Annotated in this window: 15 protein-coding genes; 5 read left to right on the forward strand and 10 right to left on the reverse strand. The window is 64.9% G+C overall.

Features of this window, described 5'->3' with window-relative positions; translation table 11 throughout:
* Nucleotides 1-22: 22 nt before the first annotated feature.
* Nucleotides 23-3,595, forward strand: coding sequence for an indolepyruvate ferredoxin oxidoreductase family protein (locus F0185_RS15365; RefSeq protein ID WP_167225771.1), 3,573 nt, complete (start codon nucleotides 23-25; stop codon nucleotides 3,593-3,595).
* A 140-nt stretch (nucleotides 3,596-3,735) separates the two neighbouring features.
* Nucleotides 3,736-4,137, forward strand: coding sequence for a DUF3224 domain-containing protein (locus F0185_RS15370; protein ID WP_166891932.1), 402 nt, complete (start codon nucleotides 3,736-3,738; stop codon nucleotides 4,135-4,137).
* Nucleotides 4,138-4,313: 176 nt separating this feature from the next.
* On the opposite strand, the gene F0185_RS15375 is transcribed toward F0185_RS15370, so the two are convergent.
* Nucleotides 4,314-4,709, reverse strand: a complete 396-nt coding sequence (locus F0185_RS15375) for an MAPEG family protein (protein ID WP_167225773.1) — start codon at nucleotides 4,707-4,709, stop codon at nucleotides 4,314-4,316.
* A 151-nt stretch (nucleotides 4,710-4,860) separates the two neighbouring features.
* Here F0185_RS15375 and F0185_RS35190 point away from each other — a divergent pair, with 151 nt between their 5' ends.
* Both F0185_RS35190 and F0185_RS15385 read left to right on the forward strand, forming a co-directional pair.
* The gene (locus tag F0185_RS35190; protein ID WP_167225775.1) at nucleotides 4,861-8,721 is read left to right on the forward strand and encodes a M48 family metalloprotease; all 3,861 of its coding nucleotides are present in this window, start codon (nucleotides 4,861-4,863) and stop codon (nucleotides 8,719-8,721) included.
* Nucleotides 8,722-8,822: 101 nt separating this feature from the next.
* Nucleotides 8,823-10,583, forward strand: coding sequence for a M14 family zinc carboxypeptidase (locus F0185_RS15385; RefSeq protein WP_167225777.1), 1,761 nt, complete (start codon nucleotides 8,823-8,825; stop codon nucleotides 10,581-10,583).
* Between the two features lie 113 nt (nucleotides 10,584-10,696).
* Here the strand turns inward: F0185_RS15385 and yjjJ are convergent, their stop codons facing one another.
* The 9 genes from yjjJ to F0185_RS15430 all read right to left on the reverse strand — a co-directional run bounded on the left by yjjJ (nucleotide 10,697) and on the right by F0185_RS15430 (nucleotide 20,136).
* Entirely contained in the window at nucleotides 10,697-12,235 is a 1,539-nt protein-coding gene (gene yjjJ / locus F0185_RS15390; protein ID WP_167225779.1) for a type II toxin-antitoxin system HipA family toxin YjjJ, read from the reverse strand.
* Nucleotides 12,190-13,101, reverse strand: coding sequence for a tRNA 2-thiocytidine(32) synthetase TtcA (gene ttcA, locus F0185_RS15395; protein WP_167225781.1), 912 nt, complete (start codon nucleotides 13,099-13,101; stop codon nucleotides 12,190-12,192). Before ttcA ends, yjjJ begins: the two co-directional genes overlap by 46 nt.
* Nucleotides 13,098-13,496 (reverse strand): dihydroneopterin aldolase, encoded by a 399-nt coding sequence (locus F0185_RS15400; protein ID WP_166891920.1) that lies wholly within the window; start codon nucleotides 13,494-13,496, stop codon nucleotides 13,098-13,100. The genes ttcA and F0185_RS15400 overlap by 4 nt, the downstream gene beginning before the upstream one ends.
* 20 nt (nucleotides 13,497-13,516) lie before the next feature.
* Nucleotides 13,517-14,296, reverse strand: coding sequence for an SDR family oxidoreductase (locus F0185_RS15405; protein ID WP_167225783.1), 780 nt, complete (start codon nucleotides 14,294-14,296; stop codon nucleotides 13,517-13,519).
* A gap of 117 nt (nucleotides 14,297-14,413) precedes the next feature.
* Nucleotides 14,414-15,544: an ABC transporter ATP-binding protein gene (locus F0185_RS15410; protein ID WP_167225785.1), complete on the reverse strand. Its 1,131-nt coding sequence runs from the start codon at nucleotides 15,542-15,544 to the stop codon at nucleotides 14,414-14,416.
* Between the two features lie 33 nt (nucleotides 15,545-15,577).
* Nucleotides 15,578-16,444: a carbohydrate ABC transporter permease gene (locus F0185_RS15415; RefSeq protein ID WP_167225787.1), complete on the reverse strand. Its 867-nt coding sequence runs from the start codon at nucleotides 16,442-16,444 to the stop codon at nucleotides 15,578-15,580.
* Complete coding sequence (locus F0185_RS15420) at nucleotides 16,434-17,288, reverse strand: carbohydrate ABC transporter permease (protein ID WP_229477050.1); 855 nt, start codon at nucleotides 17,286-17,288, stop codon at nucleotides 16,434-16,436. Before F0185_RS15420 ends, F0185_RS15415 begins: the two co-directional genes overlap by 11 nt.
* Nucleotides 17,289-17,497: 209 nt before the next feature.
* Nucleotides 17,498-18,751: an ABC transporter substrate-binding protein gene (locus tag F0185_RS15425; protein WP_167225791.1), complete on the reverse strand. Its 1,254-nt coding sequence runs from the start codon at nucleotides 18,749-18,751 to the stop codon at nucleotides 17,498-17,500.
* Between the two features lie 101 nt (nucleotides 18,752-18,852).
* Nucleotides 18,853-20,136 carry a maltoporin gene (locus tag F0185_RS15430; protein ID WP_167225793.1) on the reverse strand — a complete coding sequence of 428 codons (1,284 nt, stop codon included), beginning with the start codon at nucleotides 20,134-20,136 and terminating at the stop codon, nucleotides 18,853-18,855.
* Nucleotides 20,137-20,596: 460 nt separating this feature from the next.
* Between F0185_RS15430 and F0185_RS15435 the strand changes: the two genes are divergently transcribed.
* Nucleotides 20,597-21,931 (forward strand): ABC transporter substrate-binding protein, encoded by a 1,335-nt coding sequence (locus tag F0185_RS15435; protein WP_370664020.1) that lies wholly within the window; start codon nucleotides 20,597-20,599, stop codon nucleotides 21,929-21,931.
* The last annotated feature ends 2 nt before the right edge of the window (nucleotides 21,932-21,933 follow it).

Below are 21,933 nucleotides of genomic sequence, written 5' to 3' on the forward strand. Positions count from 1 at the left end.
AGAACATACGGAGACAAAGACAATGAACGCACCACTAGACCGGGCTCACCTCGATGCCGAGCCGTCGCACGAGATTTCGCTCGACGACAAATGGACGCTCGAGCGCGGCCGCGCCTTCATGACCGGCACCCAGGCGCTGATCCGCCTGCCGATGATGCAGCGCGAACGCGACCTCAAGGCCGGGCTGAACACCGCCGGCTACATCACCGGCTATCGCGGCTCGCCGGTCACCTCGGTCGACATGACCGCGGTCAAGGCCAAGAAGCACCTCGACGCCCACCACGTCAAGTTCCATCCGGGGATGAACGAAGACCTGGCCGCCACCGCTGTCTGGGGCACGCAGCAAACGAACCTGTTCAAGGACGCCAAGTACGACGGCGTGTTCTCGATGTGGTACGGCAAAGGCCCCGGCGTGGACCGCTGCGGCGACGTTTTCAAGCACGCCAACAACGCCGGCTCTGCCCGCCATGGCGGCGTGCTGGTGCTGGCCGGCGACGACCACGCGGCCAAGTCCTCGTCGACCGCGCACCAGTCCGACCATATTTTGAACGCCTGCGGCATTCCGGTGCTGTACCCGGCCTCTGTGCAGGAATACATCGACTACGGCCTGCACGCCTGGGCCATGAGCCGTTACACCGGCTTGTGGGTGTCGATGAAGTGCGTCACCGACATCATCGAATCGGGCGCCGTGGTCGACTTCGACCCGGACCGCGTGCAGATCGAACTGCCGACCGACTTCGTGCTGCCGGAAGGCGGCCTGAATATCCGCTGGCCCGACACCGTGCTCGATATGGAAGTGCGGATGAACAGCTTCAAATGGTACGCGGCCCTGGCTTACGCGCGCGTCAACAAGCTCAATAAGATCATCTGGGACAGCCCGAAACCGAAGATCGGCATCATCACCGCCGGTAAATCGTATCTGGACACGCGCCAGGCGCTGGCCGACCTGGGCATCGACGAGCAGGCCGCCGCCGACATCGGCATCCGCCTGTATAAAATCGGCATGACCTGGCCGCTCGAAGCGGAAGGCGTGCACGAATTCGCCAAGGGCCTCGACGAAATCCTGGTGGTCGAGGAAAAGCGCCAGATCCTGGAATACGCGCTCAAGGAAGAACTGTACAACCTGCCGGACGGCCAGCGTCCGCGCGTGGTCGGCAAATTCGACGACACCGGCGAATGGTCGAACAAGGGCGGCACCGGCCACGGCGACTGGCTGCTGCCGGCCACCTATGAGCTCAACCCGGCCCAGATCGCGCGCGCGATCGCCAGCCGCATCTCGCACTACTGCGCCGGCCATCCGGTCGAGCAGCGCGTGAAAGAGCGCATCGCCTACCTGGAAGCGAAAGAGCTGGTCCTGAAAAACGTCAGCACCAAGCCCAATCCCGACACCGACCGCACCCCGTACTTCTGCTCCGGCTGCCCGCACAATTCGTCGACCAAGGTGCCGGAAGGCTCGCGCGCGCTGGCCGGCATCGGCTGCCACTACATGGTGCTGTGGATGGACCGCGAAACCTCGACCTTCACCCACATGGGCGCCGAAGGCGTGACCTGGGTCGGCCAGGCGCCGTTCACCAACGAGAAGCACGTCTTCACCAACCTCGGTGACGGCACCTACTTCCACTCGGGGATCCTGGCGATCCGCGCGGCGGTGTCGGCCAAGGTCAACATCACCTACAAGATCCTGTTCAACGACGCCGTTGCCATGACCGGCGGCCAGGAATTCGACGGCCCGCTCGATCCGGGCATGATCAGCCGCCAGATCGCGGCCGAAGGCGTCGGTCCGATCATCGTCGTCACCGACGAACCCGAAAAATACCCGTCCGACTACAAGTGGGCCGAAGGCGTGACCGTGCGCCACCGCAGCGAATTGATGGACGTGCAGCGCGAACTGCGCGAAAAACCAGGCGTGTCGGCCATGATCTACGACCAGACCTGTGCGTCCGAAAAACGGCGTCGCCGGAAACGCAACGAGTATCCGGATCCAGCCAAGCGCGCCGTCATCAACGAGGCGGTGTGCGAAGGCTGCGGCGACTGCTCGGTGCAGTCGAACTGCCTGTCGGTCGAACCGCTGGAAACGGAACTGGGGCGCAAGCGCCAGATCAACCAGTCGTCGTGCAACAAGGACTTCTCGTGCGTGACGGGTTTCTGCCCGAGTTTTGTCACGGTCGAAGGCGGATCGCTCAAGAAGCCGAAGAAAGCCGCCACCGGCGACGCGGCCCCGCCGCAGCTGCCGACGCCTGTGCTCAAGAGCACGGCCGCGCCGTACGGCATCCTGATCACCGGCATCGGCGGCACCGGCGTGGTCACCGTCGGCCAGATCCTGGCGATGGCGGCCCACGTCGAAGGCAAGGGCGCCATTGTGCTCGACATGAGCGGACTGGCCCAGAAGGGCGGCCCGGTGATGTCGCACGTGCGCCTGGCCGACAAGCAGGCCGACCTGCATTCGACCCGCGTGGGCACCGGCAGCGCCGACCTGGTGATCGGCTGCGACCTGATCGTCACGGCCAGCCGCGACGCCCTCTCGCGCATGGGCGAAGGCCGCACCTACGCTGCGATCAATTCGACCGGTTCGTCCACGGCGGCTTTTGTGAAGAATCCTGACTGGCAGTTCCCGGGCGCGTCCTCGCAGGCCGAAATCGTCAAGGCCTGCGGCGCCGAGCGCGTCGACTTTGTCGACGCCGGCCAGATCGCCACCGCGCTGATGGGCGACTCGATCGCCACCAATATGTTCATGCTCGGCTACGCGTGGCAAAAAGGCCAGGTGCCCCTGACCGAAGCGTCGATCCTGAAGGCGATTGAACTGAACAACGTATCGGTGGGCTTTAACAAGAGCGCCTTTACGTGGGGCCGCACGGCGGCGCACGATTTGCAGTCGCTGGTGAAGATGACCACGCCGGCCAAGGTGATTGAATTCAAGCGCACGCAAACCCTGGACGAGATCATCAACAAGCGCATCGATCTGCTGACCGCTTACCAGGACGTCGCCTACGCCAACCAGTACAAGGCGTTCGTGGACCAGGTGCGCGCCGAGGAAGCGAAGCTGGGCAAGGGCACGCGCCTGACCGAAGCGGTCGCGCGCTACTTCTACAAGCTGATGGCGTACAAGGACGAGTATGAAGTCGCGCGCCTGTACACCAACGGCGCCTTCCAGGAGAAGATCGCGGGCATGTTCGAGGGCGACATCAAGCTCAAGTTCCACCTGGCGCCGCCGCTGTTCGCCAAGCACGACTCCAAGGGCCAGCTGATCAAGCAGGAATTCGGTCCGTGGATGATGAAGGCGTTCGGCCTGATGGCCAAGATGAAGGGCCTGCGTGGCGGCGCGCTCGATATCTTCGGCTACACGGCCGAGCGCAAGATGGAACGCGCGCTGATCGGCGAGTACCGTACTACGGTCGGTTCGCTGCTGCCGAAGCTCACCGCCGAGACCCTGTCGCAAGCGGTGGCCATTGCCAGCATCCCTGAAGATATTCGCGGGTATGGGCATGTGAAGGAACGTCACCTGAAGGCGGCCAAGGAGAAGGAAGCCGCGCTGCTGGCGGCCTTCGGCAAGCCGGCCTCGCCGGACGGCGTGATCCAGATCCATCGCGTCGCGTAGACCGGGTCGCGTAAGACCGCGTCGCGTAGACCGGGTCGCGTAACACCGGTTGGCGCAAGATGAATGGCCCGCTCTCAAGCGGGCCATTTTTTCGTCTCGGGTTATGATATAGGCATCGCAATCGACCGGGGCAGACCACCATGTTTATCACCGCCAAAGGCACTTTCGAGATCACCATGCAGGCGCCGCCATCGGGGGAGGGCGCAGGGCGCGTCTCGCTCGGGCGTATGCTGATCGATAAATACTACAGCGGCGACTTGATCGGCATCGGCCAGGGCGAGATGCTCTCGGCCGGCAATCCGGCAGGCGGGTCGGCGGGCTACGTGGCCATCGAACACGTGACCGGCACCCTGGACGGCATGAGCGGCAGCTTCGCCTTGCAGCACGCGGGCACCATGCACCAGGGCGCCAGCCACCTGTCGATCAGCATCGTGCCGGGGTCGGGAACGGAAGGACTGACCGGCATCCAGGGCAAGTTCAAGCTCGATATCGTCGACAGCAAGCATTACTATGAACTTGAGTACACGATGGACTTGGGGTGACAAAGGTGAGCGGCGCATCGGCTACGCAATCGCGTAGCGATAGCGTCCTAACCGTCGCCCCCGCGCAGGCGGGGGCCCAAGTTTGTGGTTTAGTCACCGGCTGCGGAATAGACTTGGGCCCCCGCCTGCGCGGGGGCGACGGCGCGTAGTGTGGCGGTATCAGACCGCGCCGGTTCCTACGGCATTAAAATCGCCGCCAGCACCATCCCGAGTCCCACCAGCGACACCGACCACACCATCGAACGCACCACCGGAATACCCGCCGCGTACAGCGGCACGTACACCACGCGCGCGATCAGGTACATCCACGCGCCCCACAAGGTCAGGTCGCCCTCGCGCCCGCCCACATGCGCGATCAGCACGGCGGCCGCGAACAGCGGCAGCGTCTCGAACAGATTGGCCTGCGCCCGCTGCAGGCGCGCCGTGACCACGCCCGGCGGCGGCGCCGGCTTGTCGCGCGCACTCATGTTGTATTCCATCCCGGTCTCCTTGTTGCGGAAGGCCCCGGTCGCCATGATCTGCACCAGCGCCAGCACCAGGGTCCAGCCCAGGATCATCAGTTCGGTCGTCATCGCTTTTTCCCTTGAACGCCGGCGGTCGCCGGCAATATGGTCAGATTAACAAAGAAAACGCCAAGCCTGTGCACGCTTGGCGTTGCTTTTTGTGCATATATATTGCAACTAGAGAATTTTCACCACGGCTTGTGCCTTAAAATTGCATGTTGTGCAGCATCCTCTGTGCCTGGAGAACCCCATTAACGCCCCGATCAACGCCATCCCGCCCGACCTGGCCGCGCGCCTGACCGCGCCCAGCGCCGCCTACAAGAACAGCGTGCGCCTTGCGGTGGCCTGCCTGCTGCTGTTCGTCGCCCTGTACTGCGGTCTGGCCGGCTGGTTCGTGTACACCGCCTGGCAAGTGTTCGTCGACGGCGCCGGCAGCGACCTTGGCAGCCTTTCCTACTTCATGGCCGCCTGCTCGCTGTTCATCGGCGCGTTGATGATCAAGGCGATGTTCTCGGTACGCCATGCCGGCTATGACGGCCTGCTCGAAGTGACCGAACAGGACCAGCCACGCCTGTTCGCCTATCTGTTCGAGCTGGCCGACGCCGCCCGCGCGCCGCGTCCGCACAAGGTATTCCTGTCGGCCCGGGTGAACGCCGCCGTGTTCTACGACCTGTCGCTGTACAACTTGTTTTTCCCGTCGCGGAAAAATCTCGAGATCGGCCTGCCGCTGGTGAACGCGCTCTCGCGCGGCGAATTGCGCGCTGTGCTGGCCCACGAATTCGGCCATTTCGCGCAGCGTTCGATGGCGGTCGGCAGCTGGGTGTATGTGGCCCAGCAGATTGCCAGCCACATGGTCACGCAGCGCGACAAACTCGATGCCTTCCTGGAGGGGGTATGCAGGATCGATGCCCGCCTGGTCTTTCTGGTTGGCCCGCTGCAGCTGATCATCTGGTCGATCCGCTCGCTGGTCGAATCGGTGTTCCGCCTGGTGGTGGCGATGCAGCGCGCCCTCTCGCGCGAGATGGAAATGCAGGCCGACCTGGTGGCCGTGTCGCTGACCGGCAGCGACGCCCTGATCCACGCGCTGCACCGCACCCGCGGGGCCGACGACGCGTGGACGCGCGCGCTCGCCTTCCTCGCCAGCGAACATGCGCAGGGGCGCGCCACGCGCGACGTGTTCTCGCTCCAGACCGAAATGCTGCGGCTGATGAGCGGCATTCTCAACGACCCCACCTACGCCGACGTCCCGCCCTTGCCCGGGCAAGGCCGCGACCAGCACCGCATTTTCAAGGCCGGCCTGGCCCAGCGCCCCAAGATGTGGCTGACCCACCCGCTCAATCACGAACGCGAAGACAACGCCAAGCGCATTTACGTGGCCGCGCCGCCCGATCCGGTCAGCGCCTGGTCGGTCTTCGACCACACCGCCTCGCTGCGCACGGCGGTGACCACCTCTCTGCGCGGCGACGGCGACAGCGTTGCGGTCGACCTGGACCAGTCGCTGCGGGCGCTGGCACAGCCCTTCGAGCGCGAGCAGTTCGACGCGCGCTATCGCGGCATCTATTTTGGCCGCGCGCTGACCCGTCATGCGCCAGATCTGAGCACACTGCGCGCGGGCCACTACCAGGCCAGGCAGGAGCTGCTGGAGACGCTGTACCCGGCCGCGCTGGCGGCCGATATCGAACTGCTGCGCACCCTGGAAAGCGAACGCGCCCAGCTCGAGGCCCTGATCGCCGGCACCTTGACCGCGGCCGGCAGCGTGCTGCACGTGCGCGGCGAAAAATTCGGCATGGCGCAGTTGCCGGCCGCGCTGGCGCGGGTGCGGGAAGACTGCGCCAGGATCGCCGCGCGCTTGCACCAGCACGACTGGCTGTGCCGCAGCTGGCACCAGAACATGGGGCACCAGCTCGGGCGCGGCTGGGATGCTTATCTGGACGGCCTGCTGGCGCTGGTGCACTACGCCGAACATCGCCTGGCCGCCCTGCGCGACGCCCAAGGGATGCTCGACAACGCGGTGGCGATCATCACCGCGGTGCGCCGCGTGAATGTCGACGGCGTCACGCGCGTGGTCGGCGAGGCCAATGAACTGTATAACGTGATGGCCCAGCTTTACCGCGAAGCCGGCTCGGTGCACCTGTCGCCCCGCCTCATCGAGCAGCTTGGCATGGCGTCCGGCTGGCGCGCGACGCTGGGCCAGTTCTCCATGGAGTTCGCTTATGAAGGCAACATCAACGCATGGATGCGCGAGGCCGCGCCGCTGGTCACGTCCCTGTCCGGCCGGCTCGATGCCTTGCGCGGCGCCGCCCTCGACGAGTTGCTGGCCACTGAAGCGAAGATCGCGCGCTGCTCGCGCATCGGCGAAGGGATGCGCAGCGCCCCGGCGCACTCGCGCGTGCCGCCGTCGTACCCGGTGCTGCTGGCCGGCGGCGAACGCCAGCGCCAGCAACAGCTCGGCTGGTGGGCGCGCTTTCAGCTGGCCGACGGCCGGGCGCCGGCCGCCGCGCGCCTGCTGGTGGCGGGGGCGATCGTCATTGCCGCGCTCAGCGCCGGCAAGTTCGGCGCCGGCGGCGTGTCGGTGTTCGCCAGCGATCCGGTGATCATGGTCTACAACGGCCTTGGCATGCCGGTGCGGGTCAACATCGACGGCAGGCAGCAGAACGTGGCCGCCCATGCGCACGTAGCCTTCAGTGTGCCGGTGCTGGGCAAGCACCATGTGGAGGCGCGCAGCGAAGACGCTCGCCTGATCGAAGCGTTCGATGCGCTCGCGACGCCGCGCGCGCATCCGGTCTACAACGTGGCCTCGGCCGCGCCGCTGGTGGAGTGGACGGTCTCCTACGGCCCGGTCGACCCGGTTCCGCAAAAGATGCTTGGCACGCCGCGCTGGATCGAGAGCAAGGCCAATCTGTTGTTCGAGGAACCGCCCATGGGCATCTCCGGCAGGGAGGGCGGCTACCGCAGCGTGTTGAGCGGCATGGACGACGCCACGCCGCAAGTGCAGTTGTCGGCGCTGGCGGATGCGGCGCAGGCCATGAGCCTGGCCCTGGTGCACGCGCGCTGGGACAGCAGCGCCACGGCGGACGCCGAAACCTGGCTTGGCATGGCCGGACAGCTCCCGCAGTTCGCCGCCGTGCTCGAGGAGCGGCTGCGCGCCGCGCCGCGCGACGTGATGTTGCGCCGCGTCGAGATGGACCGCGCCAGCGCCGCGCGCAAGCCGGCGCTGTGCGGGGAACTCGCCGCCCAGGCGGCGGCGCGGCCCGAGGACGGCGACCTGGCCTACCTCGCGTTGCGCTGCCGTGGCGACGACGCCGGCGTCGCGACCCGGATGGCCGAGGCGCGCGCGCGCTGGCCGGACAACCTGTGGCTGGCGCGCTGGATTGCCTACGACAAGATGCAGGCCAGGGATTACGCCGCTGCGGTGCCGGCGCTCGAGCAACTGGTGCGCGGCCCGCCCGCCATGGCCGACGATGCCGGCATGAGCCTGGCGCGGGTGCGGCGCATGCTGGCGCCGGATTCGTCTCTCGAGGACCTCGGCGCGCTGGCGGCGAAGTCGCGCCACTTGAAGCGCCTGCTGGCGATCGCAGAGGCCCCGACACCGCAAGGGCGGATGAGCATCTACCGGTCGCTGGCGATTGGGGACCTCGACGACGCCACCCGGGAGGCGGGAGCGGAACCGGGGCGCGCGGCGCACGTGCTGCGGCTGGCGGGGGCCTCGGACGGCGCCAATGCCGCCATGATCAAGCGCGCCATGGCGCTGCCGTTCGCGCAAGGCCAGGACAGCGCCACCATCTGGACCGGGCTGGCGCTGGCGACCCGCCATGGCTACGACGCGGCGCCCTGGCGCGGCGCGACGCGCGTTGCCTCCGGCGCGGACCAGGAGCGCATGTTGGCCTTCTTCGACCGCATCGCCGCAGGCAAGGACCCGCTCGCGGCCGACCGCCTGCTCGACGCGGCCGATCCCGAGATGCGCTTGCACGCCTGGAGCGCCGCGCTGGTGCTGCTGGGCCAGAAGGCGCCGGCCGAGTGGCGCAAGGCGGTCACGCGCATGCTGTTTGCCTCCGAGCGGCCGTATTTCGCGGAGACCTAAGCACAGCAGCTTGCCGATACCGGGGTGCGCAAAGCCGACTATAATTTCCGGTTCGCGCACCCCGTGCGCCCTGTATTGACAACTTTGCCGGAGCTTTACCGATGATCCGTTCTGCGCTGCTGCTTGCCCTGCTGTCCGCCATTCCCTTCGCCCACGCCGCTCCCGACCTGACCACCGTCGCCGAGCGCTCGCAGTTCCAGAAAACCGGCCGCTACGACGAAGTCATCGCCCTGTGCGCCGCGTTCCAGAAAGCGTATCCGAAGCAGGTCAAGTGCATCGAATTCGGACGCACGCCGGAAGGGCGGCCGATGCAGGCGCTGGTGGTCACACGCACCGGCGCCATGAGCCCGCAGGCGGCGGCGGCGCGCGCGCTGCCGGTGGTGCTGGTCCAGGGCGGCATCCACGCCGGCGAGATCGATGGCAAGGACGCCGGCTTCCTGGCGCTGCGCGAAGTGCTCGAAGGGCGCGCCGCTCCCGGTGCGCTCGACAAGCAGGTGCTGCTGTTCGTCCCGGTTTTCAACGTCGACGGGCATGAGCGCTTCAAGGCGTGGAACCGGCCCAACCAGCGCGGCCCGGCCGAAATGGGCTGGCGCACCACCGCCCAGAACTTCAACCTGAACCGCGACTACGCCAAGGCCGACTCGATCGAGATGCAATCGATGCTGGCGCTGGTGAACGCGTGGGACCCGCTGGTCTACGTCGACCTGCACGTGACCAACGGCGCCAAGTTCGAACACGACATCTCGATCCAGGTCGAACCGGTGCATTCGGCCGATGTGGACTTCCGCCAGGCCGGGCTGGCGCTGCGCAGCGGCGTGCTGGCCGATATCACCAAGCTCGGTTCGATGCCGCAACCGTTCTACATGTCGTTCGCCGAAGAAGAAAATCCGGCGTCGGGCTTTGCCGATGGCGTGTCGGACCCGCGTTTCTCGACCGGCTATTTTGCCTTGCGCAACCGCATCTGCATGCTGGTCGAGACCCATGCGTGGAAGGATTATCCGACCCGCGTGCGCATCACGCGCAACTCGGTGGTGTCGGTGCTCGACCAGGTGGCGCAGCACGGCAAGGCATGGCAAACGGTGGCGCGCGAAGCCGATGCGCGCGCGGCGCGCCTGGGCGGCACCGAACTGCCGCTCACTTACAAGCCGACCGACAAAAAGCGCATGATCGACTTCCGGGGTTACGCCTACACGCGCACCCAATCGGACGTCTCGGGCGCCCTGATGACGCGTTACGACGAATCGAAGCCGCAGATCTGGACCGTGCCGCTGCGTGACGAAGTGCTGCCGGACGTGATGGTGAGCGCCCCCAAGGCCGGCTACATCGTGCCGGCCGCGCATGCGGCCATGGTGGCGCGCAAACTGGGCCAGCACGGCATCAGCTACCGCACCTTGGGCGCGGAGCAGGCCAGGGCCGAGGTCGAGACCTTCCGCGCCGAGAAAGTGACGTACGCACCGGGCTCGCTCGAATCGCACCAGCGCGTGACCTTGCAGGGGGCGTGGAAGGCGGAGCCGCGCGCGATCGGGAAGGGCGCGCTGTTCGTGCCGGTGGCGCAGGCCAAGGCGCGCCTGGTGATCGCTTTGTTCGAGCCGGCTGGCCCGGATTCGCTGCTGCAGTGGGGCATGTTCAACACCGCGTTCGAGCGCAAGGAATACATGGAGGATTATGTGGCCGAAGATGTCGCGCGCGAGATGATGGCGGCCGATCCGGCGCTGGCGGCGACGTTCAAGGCGAAGGTGGACAGCGATCCGGCCTTCGCCAAGGATGCGGATGCGCGCCTGGCATTCTTCGCCAAGCGGCATTCTTCGTATGACGAGCGCCTGAATCTGTATCCGGTGATGCGCACGGCGGTGGCGCCGTAAAAGATGTCGTACGCTGAAAACGGCGTAAAATTTGATTTGAAGTTCTTTGGTGTCGAAAAACACTTGTTTGCACTTGGTGCCTAAAAGCACTTTTTCCGAAAGGGCGCATATTTCTATGCGCCCTTTTCCGTCTGGGGGCTCGCGTGTGTCGCGGTGCCGGGAGCAAGGTGGTGTAGCGCGTTCATATGCAGGCGAGCGACGTCCATCTTGAACTCCCGCGAAATGCGGGGATCAACCATGACATCCTCCCAAAATACGAGCGCCATGCGGCAGCAAGCGTCAAAGTGGTGTAAATCGAGGCGGGCGGTCAGATGCGGTACCCATTCCTGCTCGATGACTTCACCGTGCGCAGTGGGCCGGTACAGCATCGGCAGCATGTCGTAGGCTTCGACCAGGCAGCGCTTGCCGTCCGCTGTCCACGTCACCGCAATGTTCCCGTGATGCCGGTCCGTGTTGCCGATCAGCGCGCCGTACAGATCGAGGATCGCCACTGTGGCGACATCGTCCCCGGCGAGCTTGCCCGAGCGTTCCATTTCAAGCGCAACTGCGGTCCAGCGTTGATCGAGCATGCCCAACTCGCCGTCGAATGCTTCAAACGTCGCCATTGGCCGGCGTCCTTCGAGTCCCACCCTGTCGACGCGCACCACTTCCAGAAATACCCGGTCCCCGCTCTCAAGAATCGACGTGGTCGCGGCAGCGATGCCGTTGCGCGCGAGGACTGCCAGCGCCAGATGTTCGCACACCAGTAAATCGCCCCAGCGACGCCCACCCGGCGTGCTGGTGGGTGGCGAGAACTTCACCATCACATGTTCGATCAGGTCACCCGCGCTGCGTTCGACCATCGCGGTAAATTTGGGCTGTTCCCCTCCTGCTGAGGAACCCGGCGGCTCTCCCTGCATCACCTGTCGGGCCATCACCGGATACAGTTCGGCGCGTCTGGCCTGCGGGATGAGCGACTCGCGCCGCCTGCTTCGGTCGAGCATATACCGCGCGTACGATTCATTGCCGAGAATGAGGTTGCCAGCCGCGTTTTCACTGCGCCGCGCCAGGTACTGGAGCACATGCTCATCGGTCCACGTGCGGATATCGTCCGGCAGCCCGAGGTCGCGATGTCTGCGCGGCTCGAAGCGCCCCAGAAAACCGTGCGGCCGCAAGTCGCTGAGAAACCAGGGGATGCCTTGGTACAGCCGGTAGGCTCTCGCGTTTGCATGAGTGAGCACGTAAAATCCGCCCTCGAGCGGAGCCAGGTTGCCGGTGACAGTCACTGTTGCGTCGTCCGATACGCAAAACAGGGGTAACGGGGCCATGGCCCCTGGCACCTGGCGTTGCAAAGCGTATTGGCGCGTCTTGCCCGCACCCAGCACGACGCCATCGGGAATGCTTTGCCACAGGCGCGACAAAGTCGACTGACTGATGACCAGCGCATCCATGATCGCGGATGCCTTGGCCGGCCCGCGCGACAATAGCAGTCTCAACTTCTCAATATGTTCATTTCTGGCCATCTCACCGGCGCTCAGTGAATAGATTCGTGAATAGATCATACCCCTCGCACCTGCGGACGTAAAAAAGCCCGCATCAGCGGGCTTTTCGGTTAGAACCGCCAGCCTCACATCGGCTGCAGCGGAATCGTCCCCATCACCGGCGTCGAACACGGTTCTTCATCGAAGGCGATATCGCCCAGCGGGCTGGCCACGCCATCGGCCTTGATATCCTTGAACCCGAACAAATCCTGGTCCATCAGGTGCGACGGCACCACGGTCGACAGCGACGAGAAAATGCTCTCGACCCGGCCCGGATATTTTTTCTCCCATTCGCGCATCAAATTCTTGATCTGCTTGCGCTGCAAATTCTCTTGCGAGCCGCACAGGTCGCACGGGATGATCGGGAACTGCTTGACCTCGGCGTAGCGCTCCGAATCGGCTTCTTTCACATACGCCATCGGGCGGATCACCATGTGCTTGCCGTCGTCCGACACCAGCTTGGCCGGCATGCCCTTGAGTTTTCCGCCGAAGAACATATTCAGGAAGAAGGTCTCGAGGATGTCGTCGCGGTGGTGGCCCAGCGCGATCTTGTTGCACCCGAGTTCATCGGCCACCCGGTACAAAATCCCGCGCCGCAGCCGCGAGCACAGCGAGCAGGTGGTTTTCCCTTCCGGGATCAGGCGCTTGACGATGCTGTAGGTGTCCTGGTTCTCGATGTGGAACGGCACGCCCAATTTGGTCAGGTACGCCGGCAGGATATCGGCCGGGAAGTTCGGCTGCTTCTGGTCCAGGTTGACGGCGATGATCTCGAAGTGGATCGGCGCGCGCTCGCGCAGGGTCAACAGGATATCGAGCAGCGCGTAGCTGTCCTTGCCGCCCGACAGGCACACCATCACCTTGTCGCCGTCTTCGATCATATTGAAGTCGCCGATGGCCTGGCCGACCAGGCGGCACAGGCGCTTGTGCAGCTTGTGGTTTTCGTGGGCCAGCTTGTCAGCGCTGAGCTCGCTGCGCTCGATCACGTCCGCTTCGCTCATGCTTCTTCCTTGATCTGGAATACTTCGACGCCCACGCCTTCGCAGTCCGGATACACATCCGGCTTCATGGTCGACACCCGCACCGCGCGCACGTTCGGGTGCGCCAGCATCGAGCGCACCACGTCGTCACACAGGGTTTCCTGCAAATGCACGTGGCCTTGCGCCATGCGGCGCGCGATGGTCTCGCGCATGAAGTCGTAGTCGACCACTTCCTGCAACTGGTCGTCCCTGGGCGTGGACAGCGCCAGCGGGATGTACAGGTCGACGTTGATCAGGACGCGCTGCTCGCCCTTCTTTTCGAAGTCGTGTACGCCGATGTTGATCATCACTTCGTAATTGCGCAGGAACAGGCGGCGGCAGGCGCTCAGCTTGGGGTGGGTCAGGGCGGACAGCATAGGGAGTCTTTCAGGTTGTTTTATTTGGTAAGGAACATCACGTCGCGCGCCAGCGGCACCAGGTGCTGGCCGCCGTCGACCACCAGGGTGGTGCCGGTAATCGCACGCGCGCCGGCCAGGTAGCACACGGCCGCCACGATGTCGTCCGGCGTGCTCGATTGCCCGAGCGGCGTATTGCGGTGGGCTTGTTCGAAGCTCGCCTCGGTCTGCTCGCCCGACACCATCGTGATCCCGGGCGCCACGCCGACCACGCGCACCGTGGGCGCGAGCGCTTGCGCGAGCAGGCTGGTGGCGGTGTGCAGGGCGGCTTTGGACAGGGTGTACGACAAAAAGTCGGGATTGAGGTTGTACAGCTTCTGGTCGAGCAGGTTGATCACGACCGCCTGTTCGCCGCTTGGCGTGGCCGCGTGCAGGGCCTGGGCCAGCAAAATGGGCGCGGCCACGTTGGCCTGCATGTGCTGGGCCAGCAGCGCCGGCGAAAAGTCGGCCGCGCTGTCAAAATCGAATTGCGAGGCGTTGTTGACGACGCAGCCGACCGGCCCCAGTGCGGCGGCCGCGCGGCCCACCAGGGCGCGTACGCCCGCTTCATCGGCCAGGTCGCATTGCAGCAGGGCGGCGCGGCGGCCCAGCGTTTGGATCGCGTCGGCCACCGCGCGCGCCTCGGCTTCTGAAGCGCGGTAGTGCAGCGCCACGTCCCAGCCGGCGCGCGCCAGGCCGAGCGCGATGGCGCGGCCGATGCGGCGTCCGGCGCCGGTCACGAGGGCGACCGGGGGACGTTCGGTGGGTGCGGGTTGTTGCATAAATGAGCAGAAACTTATTGGCTGAACATCGACAGAAAAACAGGCGGATCGGGCGCCGTGCCGGCGCGAGTCGCTATTATCGCCTAAAGTTCGCTCATGCCTCTTAAAAGGAAGCCTTTATGCCCCCATCCGTTGTTCCGTCACCGGATCGAACAGGATCGCCTTGGACAGGTCGAAGGCCAGGTTGATGCGTTCGCCCGGCATGGCGTGCGCGCGCGGGTGGGTGCGGCAGGTGGCGCGCACGCCGCCAACCCAGGTGAAGACCAGCGTATCGGGACCGGTCGGCTCGGTCATTTCGACCAGGCAGGTCACTTCGGTCGGTTCGTACCCTTCGTGCGCATGCGACTGGCGCGCGCTCAGGGCGTCGGTGACGTGCTCCGGGCGGATGCCGAGGATGACTTCACGCCCGTGCAAGGCGCCGTATTCCGTGCCGCCGGCCGGCAGCGGCAGCAGGGCGATGTCGCCATCGACGTCGAGCGTGAAGGCGGTGCCGCCGCCGTGCTGCACCAGTTTGCCTTTCAAGAAATTCATCGACGGCGAACCGATAAAGCCGGCCACGTACAGATTGTCCGGGCGGTCGTAGATTTCTTGCGGGCTGCCGTACTGCTGCACCACGCCGTCGCGCATGACGGCGATCTTGTCGCCCAGGGTCATCGCTTCGATCTGGTCGTGGGTAACGTAGACAATCGTCGTGCCCAGGCGCTGGTGCATCAGTTTGATCTCGGCGCGCATTTCCACGCGCAGCTTGGCGTCCAGGTTCGAGAGCGGTTCGTCGAACAAGAACAGCGAGGGGTCGCGCGCAATCGCCCGGCCCATGGCCACGCGCTGACGCTGGCCGCCCGACAGCAAGGCCGGCTTGCGGTCGAGCAGGTGGGTCATCTGCAAGGTTTCGGCCACCCGCGCCACGATCTTTTCCTGTTCCGCCTTGGGCACCTTGCGGATGCCCAGGCCGAACGAGATGTTCTCGCGCACCGTCATGGTCGGGTACAGCGCATACGACTGGAACACCATGGCGATGTCGCGCGACTTCGGCGGCACGTCGTTGACGACCCGGTCGCCGATCAGGATTTCGCCTTCGGACACCGTCTCCAGGCCGGCGATCATGTTCAGCAAGGTCGACTTGCCGCAGCCGGAGCCGCCGACCAGGATCAGGAATTGTCCATCCTCGATCTCGAGGTTGATGCCTTTTAAAATTTCAGCGCCGTTCGGGTACACCTTGCGCACATTGCGGATCGATAAACTGGCCATCGTTGTGTTTCTCCTGCCTTGAATGAGTTGAAATCAGCCCTTGACCGCGCCGGCGGTCAGCCCGCGCACGAAGTATTTACCGGCCACCAGGTACAGCCCCAGGGTCGGCAAAGCGGCGATGATGGCCGCGGCCATGTTGACGTTGTATTCGGTTACCCCGGTCGATGTGTTGACCAGGTTATTGAGCGCCACCGTGACCGGCTGCGCATCGGCGCCGCCGAACACCACGCCGAACAGGAAATCGTTCCAGATCTGGGTGAACTGCCAGATGAAGCACACCATGAAGATCGGCAGCGACAGCGGGAAGATCACGCGGCGGTAGATGGTAAAGAAGCCGGCGCCGTCGATGCGCGCGGCGTTGACCAGTTCTTCCGGCACCGTGACGTAGTAGTTACGGAAGAACAGCGTGGTAAACGCCACCCCGTAGATGATGTGGACGATGATCAGGCCGGTGGTGGTGTTGGCCAGGCCCGCCATGCCGAGCAGGCGCGCCATCGGCAGAATCACCACCTGGAACGGGATGAAGCAGCCGACCATGAGGGCGGTGAACACCACGTTCGAACCGCGGAAGCGCCAGTGCGCCAGCACGTAGCCGTTGATCGACCCGATCAGGCTCGAAATGAGCACCGCCGGAATGGTCATGCTGACCGAGTTCCAGAAGTACGGCGCCAGGCCTTCGCAGCGCACGCCGGTGCAGGCGCCGCTCCAGGCGCGCGACCAGGCTTCGGTGGTCGGCTGCAGCGGCAAGTCGAGGATGGTGCCGGTGCGGATCTGTTCGAGCGACTTGAAGGACGTCGTCAGCATCACGTACAGGGGCGCCAGGTAGTACAGCGCCACCAGCGTGAGCAGCGCGTAAATGAAAATGCGTCCGGCGGTGAGGCGGGGTTGTTCAGCGACCATGGCGCGCTCCTTTGGTTTCGAGGTACATGAGCGGCACCAGCACCGCCAGCACGGTGGCGAGCATCATCATGGCCGACGCCGCGCCCAGGCCCAGCTGGCCGCGCGTGAACGAGAACTGGTACATGAAAATGGCCGGCACGTCGGACGAGGTGCCCGGTCCGCCCGCGGTCAGCGCCATGACCAGGTCAAAACTCTTGATGGCGATGTGCGAGAGCACCAGCAGCACGCTGAAGAACACCGGCCGCAGCGCGGGAATGACGATGCGAAGGTAGATCGTCGGCAGGCTGGCGCCATCGACCATGGCGGCCTTGATGATGGCGTCGTCCACCCCGCGCAGGCCGGCCAGGAACAGCGCCATCACAAACCCGGAGGACTGCCATACGCCGGCCACGACCACCGTGTAGATCGCCATGTCGGAGTCGACCAGCCAGTCGACCCTGGCGTTGACGAAGCCCCAGTCGTGCAGCATTTTTTCCAGCCCGAGGCCGGGGTTGAGAATCCATTTCCAGGCAGCGCCGGTCACGATGAACGACAGCGCCATTGGATACAGGTAGATGGCGCGCAGGGCGCCTTCGGCGCGGATGCGCTGGTCGAGCAAAATGGCGATGGTCAGGCCGATCGCCAGGCATAGCAGGATGAACAGGCCGCCGAAGATGCCCAGGTTGGCGGCGGCGGTCCACCAGCGGTCCAGGCCGAACAAGGTGGTGTACTGGCCGAAGCCGGCGTACTCGAAGCGCGGCATCATGCGCGATTCGGTCAGCGACAAAAATGCGGTGAGCACGATGAAGCCGTACACGAACACCAGCGACATCAGGATGGTGGGCGCGAGCATCAGGCGCGCCATCCAGGCGTCGATGCGGGCGGCCCAGCGGCTCGGAACCGCGGGGGCGCGCGTGCGCGCCTGCGGCCCCGGACTGGAAGTCAGTGAGGAAGCGGACATGAATTAGATCTCCAAAAGACGGGTGCAGGCCGGCGTCGTGCCTGCGTCAGTGCGGGCGCCGGCCTGGCAGGTACGCGCGCGGCCGTGGGCCGCGCGGGGGTACTACGAGAGGCTTATTGCGTTTTTGCCGCTTTGGCCAGTGCCTGCACCGCTGCCTGCGGGGTCATGGTCGAGTTCATGAACTTGGCGACCACGTCCTGGATCGCGCCGGCCTTGGCCGAGTCGAGCGCCATGCCGTGGGCCAGGCTTGGCAGCAGGGCGTTGCCCTTGTTGCTGGCGGCCATGTCATCCATCGACTTGGTGGCGCAGCTGTCGAACTTGGTGCGGGCGATGTTGGCGCGCGCCGGGATCGAACCTTTGTTCAGGTTGAAGACTTCCTGGAATTCCGGGCTCATCACGGCCGACGCCAGGGTCAGCTGGGCTTTCTGCTCTTCCGGATTCTTGACCGTGAACATGGCCAGCGAATCGATGTTGAAGGTGAACGATTTCTCGGTGCCAGGCGCTGCCACGCACAGGAAGTCCTTGCCCGCGACCTTGCCGGCGGCGGTGAATTCGCCCTTGGCCCAGTCGCCCATGAATTGCATGCCGGCCTTGCCGTTGATAACCATGGCGGTGGCCAGGTTCCAGTCGCGTCCGGCGGCATCCTTGTCGATGTAGGTCTTGATCTTGGCCAGCGTTTCGAAGGACTTGATCATGGTCGGGCCGGTCAGGCTGGCCGGGTCGAGCTTGACCAGCGACTTGTTGTAGAAGTCGGCGCCGCCGACGCCCAGGACCACCGTTTCAAAGATGGTCGTGTCCTGCCATGGCTGGCCGCCGTGGGCGACTGCTACCAGGCCGGCTTTCTTGATCTTGTCGGCGGCGGCGAAGAATTCGTCGAAGTTGGTCGGGGTCTTGGCGCCAGCCTTGGCCAGTACCGCTGGGTTGATCCAGAGCCAGTTGACGCGGTGCACGTTGACCGGCGCGGCGACGTAGTGGCCCTTGTATTTCATCACGTTGGAGATGACCGGTGGCAGCAAGCTGTCCCATTTGCCGGCGGTGGCGGCGCTGTCGATATTGGCCAGCACGCCTTCATTGCCCCATTCCTGGATGGCGGGGCCCTTGATCTGGGCTGCGGTTGGCGGGCTGTTGGCGATCACGCGCGCTTTCAGCGCGGTGGTGGCGTTTTCGCCGGCGCCGCCAGCGACCGCGAAGTCTTTCCAGACGACGCCTTTGGCTTCCATCATTTTCTTCAGTTCGGCGATCGACTTGGCTTCGCCACCGGAGGTCCAGTAGTGCAGCACTTCGACTTGCGGCGCCGCTTGTGCCACGCCAGCGAGGGTGACCAGGCCGGCCGCGGCCAGGAAGAATTTGATTTGTTTGATTTTCATCTGGTTCGTCTCCAACGATTTTTTGGTTTGACTGCGAGTTTGATTGCGTTGGCAAGAGGGCGCGGCGTTCACCGCGCACCCTTGCTACCTCATTGCTGCTGTTACCACCACGCTTCCAGGTGCACGCCGTACGAGGTGCCGCTGGTTTTGTCGCCATACACCGGGCCGCCGTTGTTGAAGGCGTTCACGGCGCCCTTGGCGGCGTCGTTCCATTTGCCGTAGCTGACAAAGGCGCGCAGTTCTGGACGCGCATAGTAGTCGCGGCCCAGGGTGATGGTCGGGGCGATGGTCAGCTTGGTCAGGCGCTGGGCCGACGGATTGGCCTTGTCTTTCAGGCGCGTTACACCCAGTTCGGCTTGCATCTTGAAGTTTTCGGCCAGGGCGTACACAGGGCGCGCGCCGACGGTGGTCCAGGTGCTGCTGCCGCCCAGGTCCGACTTGTCGCGCTGGTACAGGGCCACGAATTCCATGCTGAAGTCGCGCGTTGGCTGGATCACGATATCGTCGAACACGCGCACGCGCGTCACGTCCGAACCGAGCAGGGTGCTGCCCGACGGGCCGATACGCGCGCAGCAAGGGCCGTTGATGCCAGTGCCGGGACCGACGCCGTATTGCACGCCGAAGGTATTGCCGCCGCCCAGGAACTTGGCCTGGCGGTGGAACAGCGAGACCTGGTAGCCGTCGTGGGTCTTGATGTTGTCGTTGTCGTTCTGGGCATGGATCAGGCTGACCGCGACGTCCAGGGTGCCGTCGGTATTGACCGGCAAGCCTTCGTAGACGACGTTCTGGCGCAGCGCGGAATTGGTGCTGCGCAGGGTGCGCACGCCGGTCAGCGGATCGGTGGCGTAGACGTTGTCGTCGTTATCCTTGAACACGGCGTAGCTGATCTTGCCCGGGCCGAGCGGGTAGCCGTCGACGCCGCCGCCGGTGCCGTTCATGTTGATGTACTGCATGTCCAGCATGTGGATGTCGGGACGGTAGTAGTGACGCTTACCGGCCCAGATAATGCCGCCATTCATGAATGGGAGGTTTTTCGCTTCGACATAGGCTTTCGAGACGGCCATTTTGGCGTCGCCGAAGTCCGAGCTGTTCTTGTAGGCGTCGACCCAGAACGTGCCGACAAAGGTGGCGCCGTTGGCCGACTTGGCCAGGGCGTGGGTGTAGCCGAATTCGGTGAAGCTGTCGCACTCGTTGCCGAGGCGATAAGACATGGTCATGCCGCCCAGGCCATAGCAGCTTTGCGAGCCGCCTTCGCTGGCCGAACCCACACCGGCGCGCAGGTAACCATGGAATCCCTCGGTCTCATGGTCGCCCGCGATGGCGCCGCTGCTGGCGAAAGCGAGCAGCAATGCGGTGGCTAATGTGCTTTTGGTAATACGTTTCATTTAGTCTCCTTATTAGTATGTAAAGTAGCGTGGCGAGGCGGCGCTACCTTGTTCAGCACGCTTGTGGCACTGTTTCGTCGACATCCCGGCCACCGTTCTGCGTGTTCAAGCGACAACGTGGGCGACAGTAGCATCGTGTCGCCCGCTTCGGCCACTTCTTGCATATGGTTATGAGTAATATTACAAGTGACTGATTTGTATGATAAAACTTTATTTGGAGCGGCTGAGCTTGCAACATAAACTTACAATCACCGGCAGCGCCCAAGAGCGCGCTGTCACTGTGCCGTGGAGGGGCCATCGGTGGCTGGACAGGCACATGCCGCTTGCAACAAAACGAAACAATTCGCAAAAGAACTTTGCATAGTGCTGTAGTAAAATTACATTTTGCGTGTGGAATTTTCGTTATACACTGTCCCGCAAACAGGAGAGCGTGATAGAGGCGCAAGCGACAACGGACAACGTGCCCCAGCAGTCAAGCGCCCGCAAGGACCGGCGCGGCAAGCGCCTGACGGCGCTGTTGGCGCTGGCCGTGCCTTTACTGGCCGTGCCTTTACTGGCTGTGCCTTTACCGGCCGTGGCCGGTCCCAAGGCGCCGAACAATGCCGATCACGGCGAATCCCTGCAAGTGCTGCACTGGTGGCAGTCGGCCAGCGAGCGGCGCGCGGTCGACCTGCTGGCCGAGCGCCTGGGCCAGCAAAACGTGCTGTGGCGCGACGCCATGGTGCCGGGCGGCTCGGGCATCGGCGCCGGGATCGTGCTGCGCAGCCGGGTGCTGGCCAAGGATGCGCCCGAAGTGGCCCAGCTCAACGGCATCGTGATCCGCGACTGGGCCCGCCTCGGTTTGCTGGCCGACCTCGACCAGGTGGCCGCGCGCGGCGACTGGGATCGCCAATTGTTGCCCGGCGTTGCGGCCCTGATCCGGCCCGGCCCGCATGTGGTGGCGGCCCCGCTCGGCATCCACCGTATCAATATCCTGTTCCACAACCGCGCCCTGTTCGCCCGCCACGGCCTGGCCGCCCCTGTCACCTGGCCCGAGTTCGAACGGGCCGCCGAGGTGCTCGCGCGCGCCGGCGTGACGCCGCTGGCGCAAAGCAGCGAGCCGTGGCAGGTCGCCACCCTGTTCGAAACGCTGGTGCTGGCCGAAGGCGGGGCGGTGTATTTCCGCCAGCTGTTCCAGCAGCGCGAGCCGGCCGCCTTCACCGATCCGCGCCTGGGGCGCGCCCTGGCCCGCCTGCGCGGCCTGAAGAAATGGATGGGCGCGCCCATCCGCGAGCTGACCTGGGCCGAGGAAGCGCGCAAGCTGGCCGACGGCAGCGCCGGCATGCTGGTCATGGGCGACTGGGCCAAGGGCGAGCTGAACGCCATGGGATTGAACAGCGAGCGCGATTTCGGCTGCGGCGCGGTGCCGGGCACGGCCGCCTTTCACCTGTATAACATCGACATGCTCAGCATGCTGGCCGAGCGCCCGGCCCAGCGCGCCGCCCAGGAAACCCTGGCGGCCATGGTCATGCAGCCGGCCATGCAGCGCGACTACAGCCGGGTCAAGGGCTCGGTGCCGGTCTTGCGCGCCCCCGACCTGGGCGCCATGGATGCCTGCGCGCGCGCTTCCTGGACCCTGTTTGCCACCTCGGCGGCCGGGCAGGCGCCGAGCATGGTGCACCGCATGGCCACCGACGAAACCGCACGCGACGCCCTGGTGGCCGAGCTGCACCGCTTTTTTCTTAACGAAAGGGTCAGCGTGGCCGATACCCAACGCCGTTTAGGCGTCATCGGCCGCCGCCCGCAAGACAGGTAACA

This window comes from Massilia rubra (assembly GCF_011682065.1).
Classification (GTDB): domain Bacteria; phylum Pseudomonadota; class Gammaproteobacteria; order Burkholderiales; family Burkholderiaceae_D; genus Telluria_A; species Telluria_A rubra.